This window comes from Shewanella indica (assembly GCF_002836975.1).
GTDB lineage: Bacteria > Pseudomonadota > Gammaproteobacteria > Enterobacterales > Shewanellaceae > Shewanella > Shewanella indica.
The window spans coordinates 156,029-176,579 of record NZ_NIJK01000047.1 but is presented as its reverse complement, the minus strand read 5'-3'; the positions used below and the strand labels follow the sequence as shown (position 1 = coordinate 176,579).

15 protein-coding genes, 1 tRNA gene and 1 pseudogene are annotated in these 20,551 nt (G+C 51.4%); 6 read left to right on the top strand and 11 right to left on the bottom strand.

Annotation, left to right across the window (positions count from 1 at the left end; genetic code table 11):
* Nucleotide 1 precedes the first annotated feature (1 nt).
* From CX650_RS16530 to CX650_RS16520, 3 genes are read left to right on the top strand one after another with little or no spacing between them, the layout of a single operon-like run.
* Nucleotides 2-421 (top strand): hypothetical protein, encoded by a 420-nt coding sequence (locus tag CX650_RS16530; protein ID WP_101096452.1) that lies wholly within the window; start codon nt 2-4, stop codon nt 419-421.
* Nucleotides 411-1,631 carry a glycosyltransferase family 4 protein gene (locus CX650_RS16525; protein ID WP_167388653.1) on the top strand — a complete coding sequence of 407 codons (1,221 nt, stop codon included), beginning with the start codon at nt 411-413 and terminating at the stop codon, nt 1,629-1,631. Before CX650_RS16530 ends, CX650_RS16525 begins: the two co-directional genes overlap by 11 nt.
* Nucleotides 1,631-2,581 (top strand): hypothetical protein, encoded by a 951-nt coding sequence (locus CX650_RS16520; RefSeq protein ID WP_101096450.1) that lies wholly within the window; start codon nt 1,631-1,633, stop codon nt 2,579-2,581. Before CX650_RS16525 ends, CX650_RS16520 begins: the two co-directional genes overlap by 1 nt.
* A 30-nt stretch (nt 2,582-2,611) precedes the next feature.
* Here the strand turns inward: CX650_RS16520 and CX650_RS20575 are convergent, their stop codons facing one another.
* Together CX650_RS20575 and CX650_RS16510 are read right to left on the bottom strand one after the other, a co-directional pair.
* Complete coding sequence (locus tag CX650_RS20575; RefSeq protein WP_082014214.1) at nt 2,612-2,803, bottom strand: YciI family protein; 192 nt, start codon at nt 2,801-2,803, stop codon at nt 2,612-2,614.
* Nucleotides 2,804-2,921: 118 nt separating this feature from the next.
* Nucleotides 2,922-4,943, bottom strand: a complete 2,022-nt coding sequence (locus tag CX650_RS16510) for an oxidoreductase (RefSeq protein ID WP_101096540.1) — start codon at nt 4,941-4,943, stop codon at nt 2,922-2,924.
* A 196-nt stretch (nt 4,944-5,139) separates the two neighbouring features.
* Between CX650_RS16510 and sppA the strand changes: the two genes are divergently transcribed.
* On the top strand, nt 5,140-6,993 hold the full coding sequence (sppA, locus tag CX650_RS16505) for a signal peptide peptidase SppA (RefSeq protein ID WP_101096449.1): 1,854 nt from the start codon (nt 5,140-5,142) through the stop codon (nt 6,991-6,993).
* Between the two features lie 107 nt (nt 6,994-7,100).
* The gene (gene ansA / locus CX650_RS16500) at nt 7,101-8,117 is read left to right on the top strand and encodes an asparaginase (protein ID WP_101096448.1); all 1,017 of its coding nucleotides are present in this window, start codon (nt 7,101-7,103) and stop codon (nt 8,115-8,117) included.
* Nucleotides 8,118-8,182: 65 nt separating this feature from the next.
* Here ansA and CX650_RS16495 read toward each other — a convergent pair whose 3' ends face one another.
* From CX650_RS16495 to adhE, 6 genes are all read right to left on the bottom strand, one after another.
* A complete protein-coding gene (locus tag CX650_RS16495; RefSeq protein ID WP_039032997.1) occupies nt 8,183-8,464 on the bottom strand; it encodes a YeaC family protein in 282 nt (93 codons plus the stop codon).
* Complete coding sequence (locus CX650_RS16490) at nt 8,461-8,778, bottom strand: hypothetical protein (RefSeq protein ID WP_039032998.1); 318 nt, start codon at nt 8,776-8,778, stop codon at nt 8,461-8,463. Before CX650_RS16490 ends, CX650_RS16495 begins: the two co-directional genes overlap by 4 nt.
* Before the next feature lie 9 nt (nt 8,779-8,787).
* Complete coding sequence (locus tag CX650_RS16485) at nt 8,788-9,915, bottom strand: M14 family metallopeptidase (RefSeq protein WP_101096447.1); 1,128 nt, start codon at nt 9,913-9,915, stop codon at nt 8,788-8,790.
* 135 nt (nt 9,916-10,050) lie between these two features.
* Nucleotides 10,051-10,731 (bottom strand): response regulator transcription factor, encoded by a 681-nt coding sequence (locus tag CX650_RS16480; RefSeq protein ID WP_039033000.1) that lies wholly within the window; start codon nt 10,729-10,731, stop codon nt 10,051-10,053.
* Between the two features lie 227 nt (nt 10,732-10,958).
* Nucleotides 10,959-12,746: a DUF885 domain-containing protein gene (locus CX650_RS16475; protein ID WP_101096446.1), complete on the bottom strand. Its 1,788-nt coding sequence runs from the start codon at nt 12,744-12,746 to the stop codon at nt 10,959-10,961.
* A gap of 470 nt (nt 12,747-13,216) precedes the next feature.
* Nucleotides 13,217-15,820: a bifunctional acetaldehyde-CoA/alcohol dehydrogenase gene (gene adhE, locus CX650_RS16470; protein WP_101096539.1), complete on the bottom strand. Its 2,604-nt coding sequence runs from the start codon at nt 15,818-15,820 to the stop codon at nt 13,217-13,219.
* A gap of 343 nt (nt 15,821-16,163) precedes the next feature.
* Between adhE and CX650_RS16465 the strand changes: the two genes are divergently transcribed.
* Nucleotides 16,164-16,796 (top strand): YchE family NAAT transporter, encoded by a 633-nt coding sequence (locus tag CX650_RS16465; protein WP_025010407.1) that lies wholly within the window; start codon nt 16,164-16,166, stop codon nt 16,794-16,796.
* Between the two features lie 189 nt (nt 16,797-16,985).
* On the opposite strand, the gene CX650_RS16460 is transcribed toward CX650_RS16465, so the two are convergent.
* The 3 genes and pseudogenes from CX650_RS16460 to nadA all read right to left on the bottom strand — a co-directional run bounded on the left by CX650_RS16460 (nt 16,986) and on the right by nadA (nt 20,460).
* A tRNA-Ser gene (locus CX650_RS16460) sits at nt 16,986-17,073 on the bottom strand.
* 166 nt (nt 17,074-17,239) lie between these two features.
* Nucleotides 17,240-19,230: pseudogene (locus CX650_RS16455) on the bottom strand (methyl-accepting chemotaxis protein).
* A 162-nt stretch (nt 19,231-19,392) separates the two neighbouring features.
* On the bottom strand, nt 19,393-20,460 hold the full coding sequence (nadA, locus tag CX650_RS16450; RefSeq protein ID WP_039033005.1) for a quinolinate synthase NadA: 1,068 nt from the start codon (nt 20,458-20,460) through the stop codon (nt 19,393-19,395).
* Nucleotides 20,461-20,551: the final 91 nt, after the last annotated feature.

The following is a 20,551-nucleotide window of genomic DNA, read 5'->3' as shown; positions in this document are numbered from 1 at the left end:
TATGAGTCAGTGTCAGCTAAAAGTCGGTTTTTTCACCCTCAGCCCTTGCGGCCAACCTGCCGTTGGCAATTGCAGTGAGTGCCAAGCCAGTGTCTGCGAGCATCATCTGGATCCCAAAACCTGTCTGTGTTTCCAGTGCGCCGCCAAACCCTTGAAGGTCGGCAAGGAAGTCTATGAAGATCCACACTCAGGCACCAAGTATGAGCAATTGAGCCTACAAGGCGTTAAACCAGAGGATCCGCTTGCCGGTTTCGCCCTCAAGCAATTGTATCTCGGTAGTGCCTGGTACCAACTACACACCAAACACGGCAGTTACAATAAAGAGTTTGATGCCGAGGACTTTGCCGCTTTTGAGCTCCCTGTTGAAGAAGATGATCAGCAGTTGCCGGATTACGAGTATCGGGATATCTATGACAGCTAACCCCAGGCTACTGTGGCTGACTCAACACTACCCACCGGCCAAAGGCGGCATGGCACTATCCTGCGATAGACTGGTACACCATTTGCGGCGGCTCGGGGTACATATCACCCTTTATCATTTGCGCTCCGGCGGCTTGGAAAAGGAGACCGGCTATTTTGCCGAGCAGGGTTGCGATCACAGCTTTCCCATGGGTACAAACCCGGCGCACTCGCTCAATCTTCTGTGGCACAAGCTGGAAGGTGAATATGATGCTGTCGTTGCCTATGGCTATCCCTTCTCCATGCATGCCGGGCGGGTCTTTGCCGCCTGGCTTGGGCTACCGCTCATCACATTGCTGCGCGGCAACGACTTCGACTTGAGTATTCTCGATCATCGTCGCTATCAAGTGCTGCAGGATACGCTGCAAGCCAGCGCGCTGGTATTGACCGTCAGCGCCGACAAGGCTAAACGGGTCAAAGCCCTGTGGCCGCAAGTCAGAGTTCACAACATGAGTAATGGCCTGGATAGCGAACGTTGGCAACCATTGCCGCTGGATAAAGAGCAAGCCAAAGCCTGGCGTTCCAATAACCTGGAAAATCCCAGTCAGCCTGTGATTGGCCTTTTCGGTCATTTGAAAGAGAAAAAAGGTTTGGCCTTTTTTATCGAGACCTTCAAACGCAGCCCCTTGGTACACAGCTGCCATCTGTTGTTGATTGGCGAGCTGGATGAAAGCGCAGCCGAGCTATTGCAAACCCTGCCCGAGGGCAGTTACACCCTGGAGCCGTTTCTTGACAGGTATCAACTGATAAGCCGTTATCTGGTATGCGACCTTATCGCCATTCCCTCTTTCTATGAGGGAACCCCCAATGTGCTGCTGGAGGTGGCGGCGCTTAACATCCCTGTGCTCGGCGCCTGCTGTGGCGGTATGGCCGATCTTATCTTCGACAGCCTGAATGAACGCGAAAAGCATGTCTTCGAAGACCGTTTGACTGACAGTGACGCGGCCCATAATCTCCGCGGCCAAACGGACTCAGGTTATTTGTTTCATCCAACTTCGGCGGAATCACTTTTGGATGCGTTGGTGCGTTGGCAAACCGATACGGCTTCGATTCGCGCCGCCAAGAGCCAGGCCTTGTACCAAACGGTACTGAGTCAATGCAGCGCCGAGGCTGAAGCCGAGCGTTATTTGGCTGCCATCAAGACACTGGTCGCTCAAACGGCGAGTCACTGATGCTTATCTATTACGCCCCCGGCGGCGGACTCGGGCACTTGAGCCGGGCGCTGAAAGTGCTCGGCTTTATCAAGGCGCAGCAAGCGTTGGTGATCACAAGTCCACTGCCGTTAGCGGTCGATGCGCTGCTACCAAAGGGCATTCAACACATAAGCCTGCCTACCAGGCTTCAAAGCCGAGCCGAACTCAGCGCTTGGCTCAAGCAGTTACTGGCATCGCTCAACAAGCAACAAGCGTGTCGGCTCATGCTGATAGATGCCTTTCCCGGGGGCATTTGGGGCGAGCTTGGTGATATCCCCTTGCCTGGTAAACTTGTCTATATCGCCAGATTGCTCAACTGGAATGTCTATCGCCAGCGTATTGCCCATATTCCCCGTTTTCAGCAAATCTGGTTTTGTGAATGGCCGACCCCGGAGCAAGAGCTGGCGCTCTCCAATCAAACGGGCCAACGCTTCTGGCTGCCGTTACTCGGCGAAGACAAGTCCCAAGATGCAACCCCAAAGGGTCTTGAGAAGCCTAAACAGACTCTGGTGATCCACTCGGGAAGTCTTGCCGAGCAGGCTATGCTGCTTGAACACGCCACAAAGGCGGGAGAAGCGATAGATATTATTGCGCCGCCGCGCCCAAGCGCCGATGCAGGCTTTTACCCCCTTGATGGCAACCCCCTTGATAAGCGTGCTCTGAGCGACTTCAACAACAAAGAGCACAAACCTGGATTAACCCGGCTGCAGCTGTACCCGGCCTCAGATATTGGCTGGCAGTATCAAAGGGTTATCTGTGGCGGCGGCTTCAACCTGGTGAGCGAATATATCCTTCATCCAGGTGCCCTCTTCGTGCCCCTGACCCGGGCGCTGGATCTGCAGCATTTGCGTATCGACCGCGGCTTGGGTGGTTTTTTACCGCCGCCCGGGTTGAGCTCAGTACCGAAAGATATTCTCAAGCGGCTTTGAAACGCTCATTTAGTGTTGAAAGCTTGTCATTCAAGGCTGTGACTCGGCTATCCGGGCGTGAATACGGTTGACCTCCAGCAAAGCTGCACTGCCGTACCAAGCTTTAAGTTCCATAATAAGGCTACCGGCCCGAACCGCAGGATCGCTGGCCGTCAAGGCTTCAGCCTCAGCCAGACTGGCGACATCAAAGATATAAATCCCCCGCCACTCGCCACCATCGATAAAGGGCCCGGCATGCCTTCAGTTAGATACCTTGAACGCCAATTGCTGAATAAGCCACTCTCTACAAAAGAGAAGGCCAAAAGGACTTATTCGCACCTTCCCTAAACCCGGATAGAGACTAGATCCGCATCGCCAATTCTGCACCCTGACAAATGGCGCGTTTGGCATCCAACTCGGCAGCAACATCAACGCCGCCAATGAGGTGCATTGGCAAGCCGCACTCTTCCAGTTCCGGCAACAGCACACGGTTGGATTCCTGACCTGCGCAGATCACCACAGTATCCACTGGCAGCAGTTGCGGCTTGTCATCAATCAGTATGTGCAATCCCTGGTCGTCAAAGCGCTCATAGCTGACCCCACTGAGCTCTGTCACCTTGTGCTGCTTAAGCACCATGCGGTGGATCCAGCCCGTCGTCTTACCTAAGCCTTTACCCAGCTTGCTCTTCTTGCGTTGCAACAAATACAGCTCTCTGGCCGGGGCATGCGCCTGGGCTTGTTTGGCCAGTCCGCCACGCTCGGCGTAACTTGTGTCTATCCCCCACTGACGATACCAGCGCTCCGGCTCCAGCGTGCTGGACTCCTGCTCGCCGAGGAAATGCGCCAAGTCAAAACCTATGCCACCGGCGCCGATAAGTGCCACCCGCCGGCCGACTTCCACCTCGCCCCGCAGCACCTGTTGATAACTGACCACCTTGGGAGAATCAAACCCGGGCAAGTTGAGCGCTCTTGGTACAACACCACTGGCGACCACCAACTCATCAAAAGCCTCATCCCTGAGCACAGAGGCGTTGAGCGGCGTATTCAAACGCAGGTCCACCTTAAAATGTGCGAGGCGATTCTTGAAATAGCGTATGGTTTCGTTGAATTCCTCCTTGCCGGGGATCTTGCGCGCCAGGTTAAACTGGCCACCGACTTCATCTCGGGCTTCAAACAAAGTCACCTTGTGCCCCCGTTCAGCGGCGTAGACGGCAAACGCCATGCCCGCAGGGCCCGCGCCCATCACAGCCAGGCGTTTGGGTGACTCAGTCTTGGGGAAATTAATCTCTGTCTCATAGCAAGCTCTTGGATTAACCAGGCAAGTAGCACGCTTGAGCGAAAAGGTATGATCGAGACAAGCCTGATTACAGCCGATGCAGGTATTGATGGCTTCGCTTTGATTGGCCGCGGCTTTATTGACAAACTCAGGATCAGCCAGGAAAGGCCTTGCCATAGACACCATATCCGCCTGCCCCGAGGCAAGGATCTGCTCGGCTATCTCAGGCGTATTGATCCTGTTGGTGGCCACCAAAGGAACACTGAGTTCTTTTTTCAAACGTTCAGTGACCCAGGCAAAGGCGCCTCTGGGTACGCTGGTGGCTATGGTCGGGATCCTGGCCTCATGCCATCCTATGCCGGTATTGATGATAGTGACACCGGCTTGTTCCAGCGCTTTGCCGAGTTCTATGACCTCCTCAAGGCTTGAGCCCTTGTCGACCAGATCCAGCATAGACAAACGAAAGATAATGATGAACTCGGGCCCGACCTTGGCGCGGATAGCACGAACAATTTCCAGTGGCAGGCGAATACGGTTGGCAAAACTGCCGCCGTACTCATCGCTGCGCTGATTGACCCGCTCACAGATGAACTGATTGATGAGATAGCCTTCAGAGCCCATCACTTCCACGCCATCATAACCGGCCCGTTTGGCCAATTCGGCAGAGGTGGCATAATCCTTTATGGTGCCGCGGATTTGCCGCAAAGACATGGCACTTGGCGTAAATGGGGTAATGGGTGACTTGACCTTGCTCGGTGCCAGTGAAAAAGGATGATAGCCATAACGACCGGCATGAAGGATCTGCATACAGATCTTGGCGCCGCCCTCATGCACGGCGCGGGTAACGATTTGGTGTTTGCCCACTTGCCAGGGAAAACTCAGCTGACAGGCGTTGGGGGCCAAACGGCCGCGAAAGTTTGGCGCTATGCCGCCGGTGACAATCAAACCCACACCACCCAGCGCCCGCTCCTTGTAGAAGTGTGCCAGTTTCTCAAAACCGCCCTTTTCTTCTTCCAACCCGGTATGCATGGAACCCATGAGTACCCGGTTTCTCAGCTGGGTAAACCCCAGATCCAAGGGTTCTAATAAATGAGGAAAGCCCGACATTAAAACATCCTTTTTAAACAAGTGATTTAAATCAGCATAACCTGAGCCGCCATCAAGCTCAACATAAAGCATGCATTGCAATCTCCCTTCGGCTAAGCCGGTAAAAGCACGCGTATAAAATCACTTACAAATGTGTTTTCCCGTTGCTGTTATTTTCAGTTAGCATTAGCGGAATGCATGGAAAAATGGAGTGGCTATGTCCGCAAAACCCCTGACAACCAAGAATACCCTGATGTTGATCTGGAATGTGATCAACTTCATTCGCAAGCTGGTGTTGAACCTAGTGTTCTTCCCGCTGTTCTTTATCGCTTTGATAGCCGTGGTCATCGCCATGGTCAGCAGTGATGAAATCCAAGTTGAGGATGGCTCGGCGTTGGTATTGAACCTGGCCGGCGGCATAGTGGATCAGAAACGCCAGATTGACCCGTTCGAGGCGATGTTAAACCAAGGCAAAGGACCCGATGTCAACGGCGAAATCTTATTGAGTGATGTGCTCTATACCATTAACAGCGCCACCAATGACAAGCGAATTAAGGCCCTGGTATTGGATCTGTCCGAGTTGCAATATGGCGGCCTGAGTAAGCTGAGCGCCATAGGCCAGGCACTCAATGAATTCAAGGATAGTGGCAAGCCTGTGGTCGCCATAGGTAACTATTATGATCAGAACCAGTATTTCCTGGCGAGTTTTGCCGATACAGTCTACCTCAACCCAGAGGGTATGGTGGCGGTAGATGGCCTGAGCCGCTACCGTCAGTACTATAAGTCGGCACTGGATAAGTTAAAAATCAAGGCGCACATTTTCCGTGTTGGTACTTTCAAGTCAGCGGTTGAACCTTTTATCCGTGACGACATGTCAGAAGCCGCCAAGGAAGCCAACTCTGTTCTGCTCAACGACATCTGGGGCAGCTATACAGACACAGTGGCAGCCAATCGTGGCATAGACAAATCCAACCTAGGCCTTAATGCTAGCACTTATTTGGCAGAGCTGGAGCAAGCCGACGGCGATTCAGGCACCATGGCAGTTAACCTCAAGTGGGTCGATAAACTTGCCAGCGCCGAGGACTTCCGCCTGGCGATGTTGGACTTGGTGGGCAAAAGCAAGGAAGGCGATAGCTTCAAGCAGATCAGCTACTATGACTACGCCAAGTTGATGGCACCGCTGCCCGAGTTGGTCCCCTCAGAAGAGATTGGCGTTATAGTGGCCAAGGGCAATATTCTCAACGGCAGTCAGCCGGCCGGTGATATCGGCGGCGAAAGTACCTCCGCCCTGCTGCGTAAGGCGCGCTTCGACGACACTATCAAGGCCGTAGTACTCAGGGTCGACAGCCCCGGCGGCAGCGCCTTTGCTTCCGAGCAAATTCGTCAGGAAGTGCTGGCATTGAAGAAAGCCGGTAAGCCTGTGGTGGTCAGCATGAGCAGCATGGCTGCATCAGGCGGGTACTGGATTTCGGCCAGCGCTGACTATATCTATGCCAACCCCACTACCCTGACCGGATCCATCGGTATTTTCGGCATGATAACCACCTTCGAGGACTCCCTGTCTTCCATCGGCGTCAATACCGATGGGGTGGCCACCTCTGACTGGGCCGGTCTTTCTGTTACCCGGCCACTTTCCGATGGCGTCAAGGCGGTGATCCAGCGCCATATCGAACGTGGCTACAAAGACTTTATCTCACTGGTGGCCAACGAGCGCAATATGACACTCGAGCAGGTGGATAAGATTGCCCAAGGCCGCGTTTGGTCCGGCAAGAAAGCCCTGGAGCTGGGTCTGGTGGATGAGCTTGGCGATCTCGATAACGCTATCGCCAAAGCGGCCGAATTGGCCGAGCTCGATAAGTTCGACAGCCGAGTGATAGAACAGGAACTGACACCTGAGCAACTCTTCATTCAGGAGATGTTCGCCAGTGTCTCAGCTTATCTGCCTCACAGCGTCAAGCAGTCCAGCGTACTGGAAAAGCTGCTGACTCAATGGAGCCAGGTACTGGAAGAGTTTGCCGCCTTTGACGACCCCAACGGCGTCTATCTCTACTGCGATAACTGCAGTTACTGATAATCCTGAAAGCCCGGTTCGCCGGGCTTTTTTGTGCCTTATGCTGTCGGGGTTGATTTGCTATAATCCGGCCTCTCTTTTGCTCCAATGATAAATAAAGCCAGATTATGAACAAAAAAAAGTCCATCTATGTCGCATACACGGGCGGCACCATAGGGATGCAAAAAACCAGTAATGGCTTTGCCCCGGTCGCCGGTTTCCTAACGGAATGCGTCAACTCCATGCCGGAGTTTTTCCATGAAGAGATGCCGACGTTCGTGATCCAGGAATATAGTCCGCTGATAGACTCCTCCAACATGGCTCCCAGCCACTGGCAGATGATAGCCGACGACATTCAGGCCAACTATGACAAGTATGATGGCTTTGTTATTCTTCACGGCACAGACACCATGGCGTTTACCGCCTCGGCGCTGTCTTTCATGCTGCAAGATCTCGGTAAGCCGGTTATCGTCACCGGCTCGCAAATTCCATTGGCGCAGCTGCGTTCAGACGGTCAAACCAACTTACTTAATGCGCTGTATATAGCGGCAAATTACCCAGTTGCCGAGGTTTGCCTGTTCTTCAACAATAAGTTGTTCCGCGGCAACCGTACCACCAAGGCTCATGCCGACGGCTTCGATGCCTTTGCTTCGCCGAATTTCCCCCTGTTGCTGGAAGCCGGGATCAAGATTCGCCTGCGCGCCGGTAAAATTGCTCCGCCCTGCGATAAGCCCCTGAAAGTGGCGCCCATTACCCCTCACCCCATAGGTGTGGTTACCTTGTATCCCGGGATCTCCACCGAGGTATTCAACAACATATTGCAGCAGCCGGTAAAAGCACTGATATTACTGACCTATGGTGTCGGCAACGCGCCGCAGGACCCCGCCTTGCTGGAAACTCTCAAGCGGGCCAACGACAAAGGCACAGTGCTTATTAATCTGACTCAGTGCCTGCAGGGAAAAGTCAATATGGGCGGTTATGCCACAGGCAACGCCCTGGCAAAAGCCGGCGTTATCAGCGGCGCCGATATGACCACGGAAGCCGCCTTGACCAAGTTGCATTACCTGCTCTCCCAAGGGCTGAGTACAGAAGAGATAAGACGGCAGATGCAACAAAACCTCTGTGGCGAACTCACTTCGGATTGAATTTAATTGATAGTAAAAAGCCCTGTTTATACAGGGCTTTTTATCATTCGAATCCAGAAACTTAATTAAAGATCAGATTCTTTGAACTCAGCAATGCTCTCACCGCGAAACTGCTTTTTCAGCTGCGCCTTGGACAACTCGTTGAGTTGGCCACCGGCACCTATAGTAAAGTGTTCGGTTTGCTCCAAACGTCTGGCCTGATAGAGCATCACCAGTTGCAGCGTGTTTTCCCGCTGTTCCTCGGTCAGCACAGTGCCATCTTCCCACTTACCTATCTCGGCGGCGCTGCGCAGTCTCTCATAGACCTCAACCGGCATCTCTTCAATCACTTTGTTGATATCTGTCATACACTTTTCCGCTTGTGCAAAATAATACGTACCCGGGTTATCAGGTAACCTACGAAACCGAGCGTAAAGCAGACCGCACCGGCGATGGCTCTATTGCCTTCAGCGACTTCGCCACCCCAGAACCAGATAACCACCCCGGCGATAAACAGGGTCAAGGCCAGAAAGCTCTGATTCATCAGTTTGGTCGACTGCTGAATATGGCTAATCCTCGACAGCGACTCGGTGTTGGGTCCCAATTTGGAACTACAGTGCGGGCAACTGGGTGCCTTACTGGAGATCCGCTTGCGGCATAAAGGGCATTCAACCAGTGCCATAACTGCTCCTTACCTGAGTTTGTCCACGACGGCCAGCATGGCGGTCAATGAAGCTTCACCCAGGTACAGGCAGCGCTCCGGGGACCAGCCCACCAGCGGATCAGCCAGATTATCGTTGTCTTTAAATGGCATTTCCAAGGTGTTGGACAGGCAGTTGAAGGTTTCGCCGACCCAGTTGGAACCTATGGTCAGGTTGGCCTTGCCGGGCTCGTCCTTTTCATAACCATGTTCGGTTTGGAAATCTGGGCTAACCAGCAATAGTGCCGAGGCAAATTCCTGTTGCAGTTGAGTCAAACGCTCATCCCAACAAGGAATGCCTTCACAGCCGGCCAGGAACACATAAGGTAGACCTTCATCACCGTGGACATCATAGAAGAGATCCACACCGGTTTCTTTCATCTTTTGTACCACATGGTACACCTCGGGGCTCTTCTCCAGGCTTGGCGTTTGCCACTCACGGTTTAGGTTAACTCCGGCGGCATTGGTGCGCAAATGGCCGCGGGCGCTGCCGTCCGGGTTCATATTGGGTACAACATAGAAGTTAGCCTTATCCAGCAACTGTTTGGAAACAGGATCGTCCGAGTCCAGCAAACGATACAGCAAACCTTCCACCAGCCATTCGGCCATGGTTTCCCCCGGATGCTGACGGGCGGTGATCCAGATATTGCGCTTGCTGTTATCGCCATCCCCCACCTTGACCAAGGTCAGATCGCGGCCATCCAGGGTCAGACCCAGGTGTTCCAGGCTTACCTCAGGATGCACTTGCACAGCGCTGAGCAGATCCAGGTGGCGCTCGTAACTGTAAGGTGCAAAATAGGCTATCTGAATAGCGTCGGTGTCCAATTCAACATTGATGCTTAGTTTGCCGTCTTCATATTTGGTCGGCAGACGGAACCAGTGCTGGCGATCATAGCTGGCAACCGCCTGGTAGTTTTCCCAGCCTTTGGGATAAGAAGCGCTGCCGGCGTTGATGATATTGAGGGTGTAACTGTTTCCTACCTGGCCTTCAAAACGGAAATTGAACCACTGGTAGAACTCTCCGCCCTGATCCGGGCGGATCGCCAGTCTGATGTCGTCCTTATTATCAAGACTGATGACCTGAATATTGCCACCATCAAAATTCGCGCTGATCCGCATGATGTTTTCCTTCATTGCTTTTATAGGGTGTGGAGCCGAAAGGCTCGCGCAAGTGGGCTATAGGATAAACCAAATCGGCCGCGCTTGAAAACGCGGCCGACTCTGGCTTGATATTCGGGGAAAAATCAGTAGAGTTTACCAAAGGCTGAAACTGTATCCTTGGCCGCGTACAGTATTAATAAGACTTCTTGGCAAACGGGTCTGCTCCAGTTTACGCCGGGTGTTGGAGATATGCATATCCAGGTTTCGGTCAAACCGCCCCAACTCTTTTTTTAACACCCGTCGCTGTAGCTCCTGCTTGGTAACCACCTGGCCCTTACGCTCAAACAGATATTTAAACAAACGAAACTCTGTCTGAGTCAATGCCAATTGCTGATCGGCAATGGCTACTGTGTAATCCGTCTCATCAAACTGAATATGCTTATTGAGCGCCAGATCGGTAGGTTCCTGCCCCTTGCTGATATTGATCCTTCTTATGAGCGCCTGAATACGGACCAACAACTCTTTGACGCTAAATGGCTTACTCAAAAAATCATCAGCCCCCAGCTCATAACCTTTAATCCTTTCCTCTTCGCTATCGACAGCCGAAATCACTATCACAGGTGTACTGTCCTTACGGGCAAGTAACATCTCAAAACCATTGAGTTTGGGCATCATTAAGTCGAGCAAGATAACATCCGGGGTAAAAGTGTCGAGTCTCATCAGTGCATCCAAACCATCAGCGGCACAAACAACATCGTGCCCCTCGCCCTCCAGTGCTTCCTTGAGCAAGTCCCTGAACTCCAGGTCATCGTCCACCAATAAAATTTTCGTCATTTTCGTTAATACAATTCTCAAATAAGAACCATTACCATTAACGTTAACATAATTATCCTGACCGAGCCAGAAAAATTCACTGGTTATAATGATGTAAGGTGCACAGAGTCACATATAACGAGTTATGAAAAAGGGATAGCCGGTCAAACTGTCCCTATAGTCAACTGAACAAATTAAGTTTACCGCCACTGGGCAGCAAACTTTATCCCTGCCTTTTGTTGTCCACCTTACTTGTCTTGCATCAACTGGCTGATGTATTTGACCGGAGCACTGCCATAACTGAGGAAGTTTTCGTGAAATGCCTTGAGCTCAAACGCCTTTCCTTGTTGCTGTTTAAGTTCTTCCCTGAGGTCGTAAATTTCACGATATCCGGCGTAATAGCTGGTTAACTGTACCTGGCTCAGCGTTGCCCGGCGCCATTTACCTTCCGCCTCGGCTTGCTGCTGGAAGGCTTCTTCAGTCATCAATTTGATAGCCTGCTCTTCAGTCATCCCCTTGACCTGAATGCTGTAGTCCAGAATGGTGTTACAAATCACCCTGAGGTTCCACTTGTAGTACATCAGCCACATTTCCGGCTCAAAGTTGCCATAGCCCTGTTCCAACATCATACGCTCGGCATAAACGGCCCAACCTTCGACCATGGCGCCGTTACCAAACAGGCTCTTGACCAGGCTCGGTGATTCATTGGAGTACACCAGTTGGGTGTAATGGCCGGGGATAGCCTCATGTATGTTCAGTACCTGCAATATCCAGTGGTTGTACTCGCGCAAGTAACTTTCGGCCTGCTCGTCAGTCATGCCATCGAGGGGAGTCACGTTATAATAAGTGTTGCCGCCCTTTTCATAAGGGCCGGGAGCACTGATGGAAGCACCGGCAAAACCTCGCATATATTCAGGTGTTTCCCTGACCACCAAAGGCTTTTTCGGATCCAGAGTCACCAGATCGTGTTGATTGACAAACTTCACCAGCTCGGGGATCTGCGCCCTCACCTCGTCCACAAAATCTTCCCGCTTTACATGCCGGGCCGAAAGCTTGTCGATCAACTGTTTGATAGCCTTCTTCTCGTCTTGCGGCTTGGGCTCTTGGAAATACTTGCTCCAGAGCTTATCGGTAATTTTCGCCATTTCACCCTGAACCCTGGCCTTATCGGCCAGCGCCTTTTCATAAAGGGCCTTGGCGCTCATACCGGCCTGAATATCGAAGGCAAACTTCTCCTCATAAAGTGCTTCTCCTATCCGAAAACTACGGCTGCCTTCGCGCTTAAGTTGCTGCTCAAGCTGTTTTAGAAACTGGATATGCCCTTCGATGGCTGCCACGGCATTAGCCAGTCTTTGCTTGAACAACGCCTTTTCATCAGCGTTCAGGCCGGAGGCGTTCACCTTGACGAGCAGTTCATCGGACAATACCGTAAAGGCACCCTGATTTTGCATGATGGCCAACTCTGTGTGCTCCAGAGTGGGATTATCTATGTTTTGCTGCGCCGCCCGGTAATAGGCCGGCACATTTTCCAATCGGCCCAATACAGAGCGCAACCTTTGATCCAGAGGTGCAAAGTCCTCATTGATGATTTGCGCAAAACCTCCGGCCACGTTGTAACTGGATGGGTCCCACTGCCAGGACTTGAAGCGTTTGATTTCCCACTCCATGCTGCCGAGAACATTTTCAATCAAGCGATAGTCAATCAGGTTGGCTGCGGTAAGCGCCGCAAAATCAAAGCTCGCCATCTTGGCACGCTGCTGCTGAATAAAGTTCAGCGTCACGGTGCGGCTGGCCGCATCCGGTACCAGGAGTTTGGCATCATATTGATGAAAACCATTATAGAGCGCCCAAGTCGGTGCAACTTGCCACAAAGAATCGATAAAACTTTGACTGAATGCAGTAAAGGCTTGGTTCTGATCTTGTTTGACGATAGCAGAAACGTTAGATGCCATCGCCTCTGGCGAGCTTTGGGTTTGACATGCGGACAGACCTGTCAGCGCCAGTGACACCGCCAGGCACAGGGTGAGTTTTTTCATATGATTTCCTTCCCGGCACCCGTATGTTGGAAATTTGAGTTTTTATCGGTTTTTCGGGTGCATAGTTTGCTAGTAAATCATGGAAGCAGGAACTTTTCAGCAATTGTTAGTAAAGAAACATGCTTTGTTACAGTTTGCGAGCTGGCATGAATTGCATGTGACCATAGTGAAGACAACGGTGAAGACAATAGTGAAGCCATTTCAAGCTGCTATGGAAAAGTAACTAATTACAGAAGAAGCATTTCACGCGCGGAAAAACAAAGAGTATCTGGCATAAAGAAGCTTCTTAAACGAGTTTTTATATTGTTTAATTTTAACTTTTTGGGCAACCGGAATATAAAGGATGATTGTGTGCTAGGGCGCCGTGCTTCCATATGGGTTGAACAGAAGGTGTTCAAAATTCTGTGTCACGCTAAAAAATACCGCTCATTGTAAGTGAGCGGTATTTTGCTTCTAGGACAAGGCTATTGTTAGTCGCGGTAAACCTCGCCGTAGAAGCTTGCCAGCAACAGGGCTTTTAACTCACTGATCAGAGGATACCTGGGGTTGGCACCTGTACACTGATCATCAAAAGCATCTTCAGCCAGTTCATCGAGCTTATCCAGGAAATCGGCTTCTGTGACACCGGCTTCCTGAATCGACCCCGGGATCCCCAAAGCCAGCTTCAACTGCTCAATTTTGGCTATCAAACGCTCGACTTTTTCGGTGTCACTCAGCTCGGCGTCTGTCAGCTTGAGATGATCAGCAATGGCAGCATAGCGGCAGAGCGCCTTGGGCCTGTCATACTGGCTGAAGGCGGCTTGCTTGGTCGGCAGGTCGGTGGCGTTGAAACGGATGACATTGCTTATGAGCAGTGCATTGGCCAAGCCGTGTGGCAGATGGAACTCGGCGCCCAGTTTGTGAGCCATAGAGTGACATATGCCCAGGAAAGCGTTGGCAAAGGCGATACCGGCAATGGTGGCGCCGTTGTGCACTTTTTCGCGGGCAATCGGCGCCGCGGCGCCCTCTTCGTAGGCCTTGGGCAGGTGCGTAACCAGAAGATCCAAGGCCTGCAATGCCTGGCCGTCACTGTACTCATTGGCCATCACGCTGACATAGGCTTCCAAGGCATGGGTAATGGCATCTATCCCGCCAAAGGCGGTTAAGGACTTGGGCATGTTCATCACCAGGTTGGGATCCACAATCGCCATGTTGGGGGTCAGTTCATAATCTGCGATAGGATACTTGGCACCTGTCTGCTCATCAGTCACCACGGCAAATGGTGTGACTTCAGAGCCTGTGCCCGACGTGGTGGGGATAGCGACCATCTTGGCCTTGCGCCCAAGTTTGGGGAACTTGTAAATACGTTTACGAATATCCATGAAACGCAGCGCCAGATCGGCAAAGTCCACCTGAGGATGTTCATACATCACCCAGATGATCTTGGCAGCGTCCATAGGGGAGCCACCGCCCAGTGCGATGATCACATCCGGTTGGAAACTCTCGGCCACCTTGGTGCCGGCGCGAACTACTGCTAAGGTAGGATCGGCCTCCACTTCATAAAACACTTCGGTATCCAGCCCCAAGCCCTTGAGGATCTTGACGGTTTCATCACAGTAGCCATTATTGAACAAGAACTTGTCTGTCACTATCAAGGCGCGGCGTTTGTCGGCCAACTCCTCCAGGGCAATAGGTAGACTACCGCGGCGGAAATAAATGGAGGATGGAAGTTTGTGCCACAACATATTCTCGGCCCTCTTGGCGACAGTTTTCTTGTTGATAAGATGACTCGGGCCCACGTTCTCCGAAATCGAGTTCCCCCCCCAGGAGCCACAGCCCAAAGTGAGAGAAGGTGCCAGCTTGAAGTTATAGAGATCGCCAATCCCGCCTTGAGATGCCGGGGTGTTTATCAGAATTCGAGCTGTTTTCATCCGCTCACCGAAACGCTTGACCCGCTGCACCTGGGTATCTTGATCTGTATAGAGTCCAGAGGTATGACCGATACCACCGAGTTTCACCAAGGCATCGGCCTTATCCAGCGCCTCATCAAAGTCGTTGGCGCGGTACATACCAAGCAGCGGCGAAAGCTTTTCATGGGCGAAGGCTTCGGCTTCGGTGATTTCATCCACCTCACCGATCAGTACCTTGGTCCAGCTCGGTACGCTAAAGCCGGCCATTTCGGCAATGCGCGCCGCACTCTGGCCAACTATGGCGGCATTGAGCGCGCCATCTTTGAGGATAACCTGTTTCACGGCAAGGCATTCTTCGTCATTGAGCAGGTAACCGCCATGATGAGCAAAACGCTCCCGTACTGCTTGGTAGACGCTATCGAGTACCACGACCGCTTGTTCAGAGGCGCATACCACACCGTTATCAAAGGTTTTTGACATCAATATGGAAGCCACCGCGCGTTTGATATCCGCGGTTTCATCAATAACCACAGGTGTATTACCTGCGCCGACACCTATGGCAGGTTTCCCGGAAGAGTAAGCGGCTTTCACCATACCCGGGCCGCCGGTGGCCAGAATAAGATTTATCTTTTCGTGGGTCATCAGGTGATTGGAAAGTGCGACGCTGGGTTCATCTATCCAGCCTATAATGTCCTCGGGAGCTCCGGCCTTAATGGCGGCATCCAGTACTATTCGGGCGGCTGCGACTGTGGATGCCTTGGCTCTGGGGTGCGGGGAGAAGACGATGGCATTACGGGTTTTCAGGCTGATAAGCGCCTTGAAGATAGCGGTGGAAGTAGGATTGGTTGTCGGTACTATGCCGCAGATGATCCCCACGGGTTCGGCAATTGTGATGGTGCCGAAGGTGTCGTCTTCTTCCAGAATGCCGCAGGTCTTTTCATCTTTGTACTTGTTATAGATATACTCGGAAGCAAAGTGGTTTTTAATCACTTTATCCTCCAGCACTCCCATGGAGGTTTCGGCGGCGGCCTGTTTTGCCAACGCTATTCTGGCATCGGCGGCAGCCAGCGCGGCGGCGCGAAATATCTTATCGACTTGCTGCTGACTGAAACCTGCGAATTTCGCCTGAGCCTGGCTGACTCTTTCCAGTAGCAGATCCAGTTCCTGAGTATTGGTGACTTTCATAATCAGTTTCCCGTAAAAAAAATTTAACAAAGGCTCATCTTGGTTAAACTCTCTCACATGAAATAAAATTACATCCAAACCGGGTGGACATCTGTGATCTTGGCCACAGGCATGGCGTTTTATGTAATTCAACAACGTTAAATCAGATTCAAGCATAGAAAAAATCTTTGTATTAGAATCGACTATACTGCAGCTTTGACTGCACTGATATTACGAAAATTTATTCGAAGTTGTGACCAAGTATAGAAAATCTCATTTCTGGGGTTTGTTAACTTAGGGTAGAGTATGCACCGTCTCAAGTTACTGTTTCCCGGTGAGTTCCCTACACTGGAAGGATACGAAATTGGATTTGACCCTGTACGTTAAATTTTTCCTCGGACTGGTGGCTATCATCAACCCGGTGGGCCTGTTGCCGGTATTTGTCAGCCTGACCAGTCACCAGACTGAGGCTGAGCGTAACCATACCGCTAAAATATCCAACTTTGCCGTGGTGGTAATCCTCTTGGTTACCACAGTGGCGGGTCAGTATATATTGAATATGTTCAGTATTTCGCTGTCGGCATTCCGAATTGCCGGCGGTACACTGATTGCCATCATCGCCATGTCCATGTTGCAGGGAAAGCTTGGCGAGGTGAAACGCAACCAGGAAGAAGACAGAGAAGCCTCGGCGATGGAATCTGTGGCTGTGGTACCGCTGGCTTTGCCTCTAATGGCTGGCCCAGGGGCTATCAGCTCAGTTATCGTCTTTGCCGCCGAGCATAAAGGCCTGGCTAATCTGCTGGCCATGTCGGTGACTGTAGCGCTGTTTGGTCTGCTCAGCTTTGCATTGTTCCGAATGGCTTCGGTCATCAATAAGCTCCTCGGTAAAACAGGGATCAACGTGATCACCCGTCTGATGGGACTCTTGATGCTATCCATTGGCATTGAGGTAATAGCCGCAGGTTTTAAGGGGCTGTTTCCCAACTTACTGGGATAAAATCAAATCGGCTAATGTGTTGATATTATGGATCCCCCTCTCACAAGCTGTGCCGCATACGTCAGGATTAGTCGTACAAAGCTAATTTGCTGCAGAAAGGTTGGGAATCTTGACTGCGCAGCCGCTATCATTCAAAGGACTATGCTCAGAAAAGCAAAAACCCGACCATAAGGTCGGGTTTTTTTTATCTGGCGGTGAAGGAGGGATTCGAACCCTCGATACGTTGCCGTATACACACTTTCCAGGCGTGCTCCTTCAGCCACTCGGACACCTCACCGTTTCGATACTTTTTACTGTGGGTATCAACACAACTATCAGGAGTGATATCTCTATCCCCTTGATGGAGCGGTACTTTACGCAAAAGGCGAATGCCGGTCAAGCAAAAATCCGCCTTAATCTCCGTTTGCGTGTTTGCTGAGCAAAGGCGATGAAAAATACTTCAATCAGTGTTCGTTTAAGCGGAATTTACTTACCTCATCGCTCATTTTGTTGGCGTCTTTAATCAGCAGTTCGTTGAGTTTGCCAAGCTCATTGGCTATATCCTGGGTATTGCGGTAGATATCACTGATCTGCATCGCATTGCGATTCACCTCTTCTGATACGGCCGACTGCTCATGGGTTGCGGCAGCTATCTGTTCATTCATGCTATCAATAACTTCCACGTGTTCAACTATGCGCCTGAGCTCCTCACCGGCGCGGTTTGCCTCATCAACACTGATGCCGGCCTGAGCCTTGCCTTTGGTGATAGCGGCTACCGCTACTTCGGCGCCCTGTTTGAGCCTTTCTGTCATATTACGGATATCTTCGGTGGAAGATTGTGCCCGCTGCGCCAGATTGCGCACCTCATCGGCCACCACGGCAAAGCCGCGGCCCATTTCGCCGGCCCGGGCGGCTTCGATGGCGGCATTAAGCGCCAGGAGATTGGTCTGCTCGGCTATGCCACTGATGACCTCCAACACACTGACAATGCCGTGAATATCTTTATCCAGTTTGGATATTGCATCGGCGGCATAACTAATTTCTTCAGCCAGTTCATTGATGGCCGATGCCGTGCGCCCCACTTCCAGGCTCCCTTCCCTGGCCTCAGTGCTGGCTTGATTGGATGCTTCAGAGGCCCGTACCGCATTGGAGGCAATTTCCTGTACGGTTGAACTCATTTCTGTCATCGCCGATGCCACTTGCTCTGTCTCGCTGGAGCCAACCGCTACATCGGCCTGCATCTGAGTAGAATGCTGTTCCATCTGTTGTACCACTCCCAGCAAGGTCTTACTACTGGAGCGAACCCGCAGTATCACCTGCTCAAAGTCGGCCATCATACTATTGAAGGATTCAGCCAGCTCACCAAACTCATCTTTACCCGTATGGGGCAAACGCACACTTAAGTCATAGTGAGCCCGGGCTCGGGTAACGCCCTGATGCAATTCCCGCAAGCTGCTATGCAGATATTTGAGTATGATGCTGGAGACCAGACTGACAATGATTAAACCAAACACCATAACCCCAAGTACTATCCAGGTTTGGTTAGTAGCATTTTGCTGTTTGTTCAAGGTCTCGGCCAGGAGTTTATTAGACAGCTTCTGCTCAAGTTCATGTAACAGATTGATGCGTACTGTCGACTGATTAAACCAGATCTCCGGAGATTGGGACTTGAGATCCTCGGCTTTCTGGCCATAAGCCAATTCCCTCAAGCGAGCGACTTCGGCGACAGCAGCTTGGGTTTGCAATGCCTGTAAATCCTTGCGGGCGGTTTCATCAGCCAAGGCCACAAACCTTTCCTGGTAAGCGTTTTGCTCAGAAACCAGAGTGATAAATTTACGATATACTCCGGGTTTGAATTCACTCTGTCCGAAGGTTGAACTCAGTACCGCCCGCTCGATACCTGCGCGTTCCTTCATCTGCAAAAACGCCGAAAAAGCGGCGGCCTTGATGGCAATCTGTTGATCGCCGCCCTTCTGCACACTAAGATCGACTATCGACAGCAGTAATTTATTCAGCTCAGTGTAAAATGCCACTTCTTCGGCAACGCTTATCCCTTGTCTATCTACCAGATTGCGAATGTCTTGCAAACGGGCAATGCTATCGTTAAATCAGTAGCAAAATCGGCGGGAAGCTGATGATTATTCAAGAAATCATTAAATTGCTGGAGTTGTTTATCTGTGAGTTGCCGCTGGCCCGGTAGTTTATCGGCAAAACTCTTGCCCTTTGAACCGAGATAACCCGCGCTCATGCCGCGCTCTTTTTGCAGTTCATGTACCAGCGCCGAGTTGACCACCGCCAACTCGCTGAGATCCAGCACCTCTTCCAGACCATCGGCGAGTGACAGTCGATCGCTGAACAATAAAATACCAAATAGGGTTGCCGCGATAAAAGGCGGCAGGATAACCAAGAGAAATTTGTGTTTCAGAGGAAGATTTTCAATCCATTGCCATTTCATTGATGCATCCTTTAAGCAGCTAACTAATTCATTTATTAATATGAAATTTATTTTTCAGCATACGTTGGCAAGTATAGTCGATGCCAATGGATGTCAATGGAAAAAGAGCCTACAAATGTAGGCTCTTTATTGGCTTGTCGAATAAAAAACAGTTTGAACTATTCAGGCGTTGCCTTTGACCTGCATATTGAGGGTTTTGGCAAAATCCAACATTCGAGTCAGCGGCACCAAAGCGCCTTGACGCAGCGCTTCATCGACGAAAATCTCATGTTGACTGTTGTCCTGGTTTTCCAGCGCGCTGGCAATCGCCTTGAGACCATTCATTGCCATCCAGGGGCAGTGAGCACAGCTGCGGCAAGTGGCACCTTCACCGCCGGTTGGGGCTTCTATCAGGGTCTTGCCCGGCGCTGCCTGTTGCATCTTATAGAAGATGCCTCTATCGGTGGCCACGATAAAGGTATCATTGTCCATGGTCTGGGCAGCCTTGATCAACTGGCTGGTTGAACCTACGGCATCGGCCATTTCCACAACGCTCGCCGGAGATTCAGGGTGAACCAGAATGGCGGCGTTCGGGTGCAGCGCCTTTAATTGACGCAAGGCGTTGGCCTTGAATTCATCGTGCACAATACACTCGCCCTGCCACATCAACATCTCGGCACCAGTTTGCTTGGCAATATAACTGCCCAAGTGACGATCCGGCCCCCAGATGATTTTCTTGCCTTCACTGTCCAGGTGCTCCACGATCTCCAGTGCTATGCTGGAAGTCACCACCCAATCGGCTCGGGCTTTGACCGCAGCCGACGTGTTGGCATAGACCACTACCGTGTGATCCGGATGCGCGTCGCAGAAAGCACTAAATTGCTCAATAGGACAACCAACATCCAAAGAACAGGTGGCTTCCAGAGTCGGCATCAGAATGGTTTTTTCCGGGCTCAGGATCTTGGCGGTTTCCCCCATAAACTTAACCCCGGCAACGATGAGCGTTTTGGCGGGATGATCACGACCAAAACGCGCCATTTCGAGCGAGTCGGAAACGCAGCCACCGGTTTCCTCGGCCAGAGCCTGAATTTCAGGGTCCGTATAGTAATGGGCAACCAGCACCGCATTCTGCTCTTTGAGCAGTTGCTTAATCCTGGCTTTGTATTCGCTTTTTTCCTGTTCAGACAAGGGAACCGGTTTTGGCGGGAAAGGATATTGAATATTTTCTATGCTTGGTGCTACCTGACTCATAACAGACCCAATGCGACTAATACTGTTGGCAATTATACGAAATCTGCCATCAAATCGTAACCACTTTGTGCTCAGGATCAAATAAAGCCAT

What these genes read in the sequence shown, in the direction of transcription:
- CX650_RS16530 (WP_101096452.1), top strand. Translation starts at nt 2, where the DNA reads ATGAGTCAGTGTCAGCTAAAAGTCGGTTTTTTCACCCTCAGCCCTTGC.
- CX650_RS16525 (WP_167388653.1), top strand. Translation starts at nt 411, where the DNA reads ATGACAGCTAACCCCAGGCTACTGTGGCTGACTCAACACTACCCACCG.
- CX650_RS16520 (WP_101096450.1), top strand. Translation starts at nt 1,631, where the DNA reads ATGCTTATCTATTACGCCCCCGGCGGCGGACTCGGGCACTTGAGCCGG.
- CX650_RS16510 (WP_101096540.1), bottom strand. Translation starts at nt 4,943, where the DNA reads ATGTCGGGCTTTCCTCATTTATTAGAACCCTTGGATCTGGGGTTTACC.
- sppA (WP_101096449.1), top strand. Translation starts at nt 5,140, where the DNA reads ATGTCCGCAAAACCCCTGACAACCAAGAATACCCTGATGTTGATCTGG.
- ansA (WP_101096448.1), top strand. Translation starts at nt 7,101, where the DNA reads ATGAACAAAAAAAAGTCCATCTATGTCGCATACACGGGCGGCACCATA.
- CX650_RS16495 (WP_039032997.1), bottom strand. Translation starts at nt 8,464, where the DNA reads ATGACAGATATCAACAAAGTGATTGAAGAGATGCCGGTTGAGGTCTAT.
- CX650_RS16490 (WP_039032998.1), bottom strand. Translation starts at nt 8,778, where the DNA reads ATGGCACTGGTTGAATGCCCTTTATGCCGCAAGCGGATCTCCAGTAAG.
- CX650_RS16485 (WP_101096447.1), bottom strand. Translation starts at nt 9,915, where the DNA reads ATGCGGATCAGCGCGAATTTTGATGGTGGCAATATTCAGGTCATCAGT.
- CX650_RS16480 (WP_039033000.1), bottom strand. Translation starts at nt 10,731, where the DNA reads ATGACGAAAATTTTATTGGTGGACGATGACCTGGAGTTCAGGGACTTG.
- CX650_RS16475 (WP_101096446.1), bottom strand. Translation starts at nt 12,746, where the DNA reads ATGAAAAAACTCACCCTGTGCCTGGCGGTGTCACTGGCGCTGACAGGT.
- adhE (WP_101096539.1), bottom strand. Translation starts at nt 15,820, where the DNA reads ATGAAAGTCACCAATACTCAGGAACTGGATCTGCTACTGGAAAGAGTC.
- nadA (WP_039033005.1), bottom strand. Translation starts at nt 20,460, where the DNA reads ATGAGTCAGGTAGCACCAAGCATAGAAAATATTCAATATCCTTTCCCG.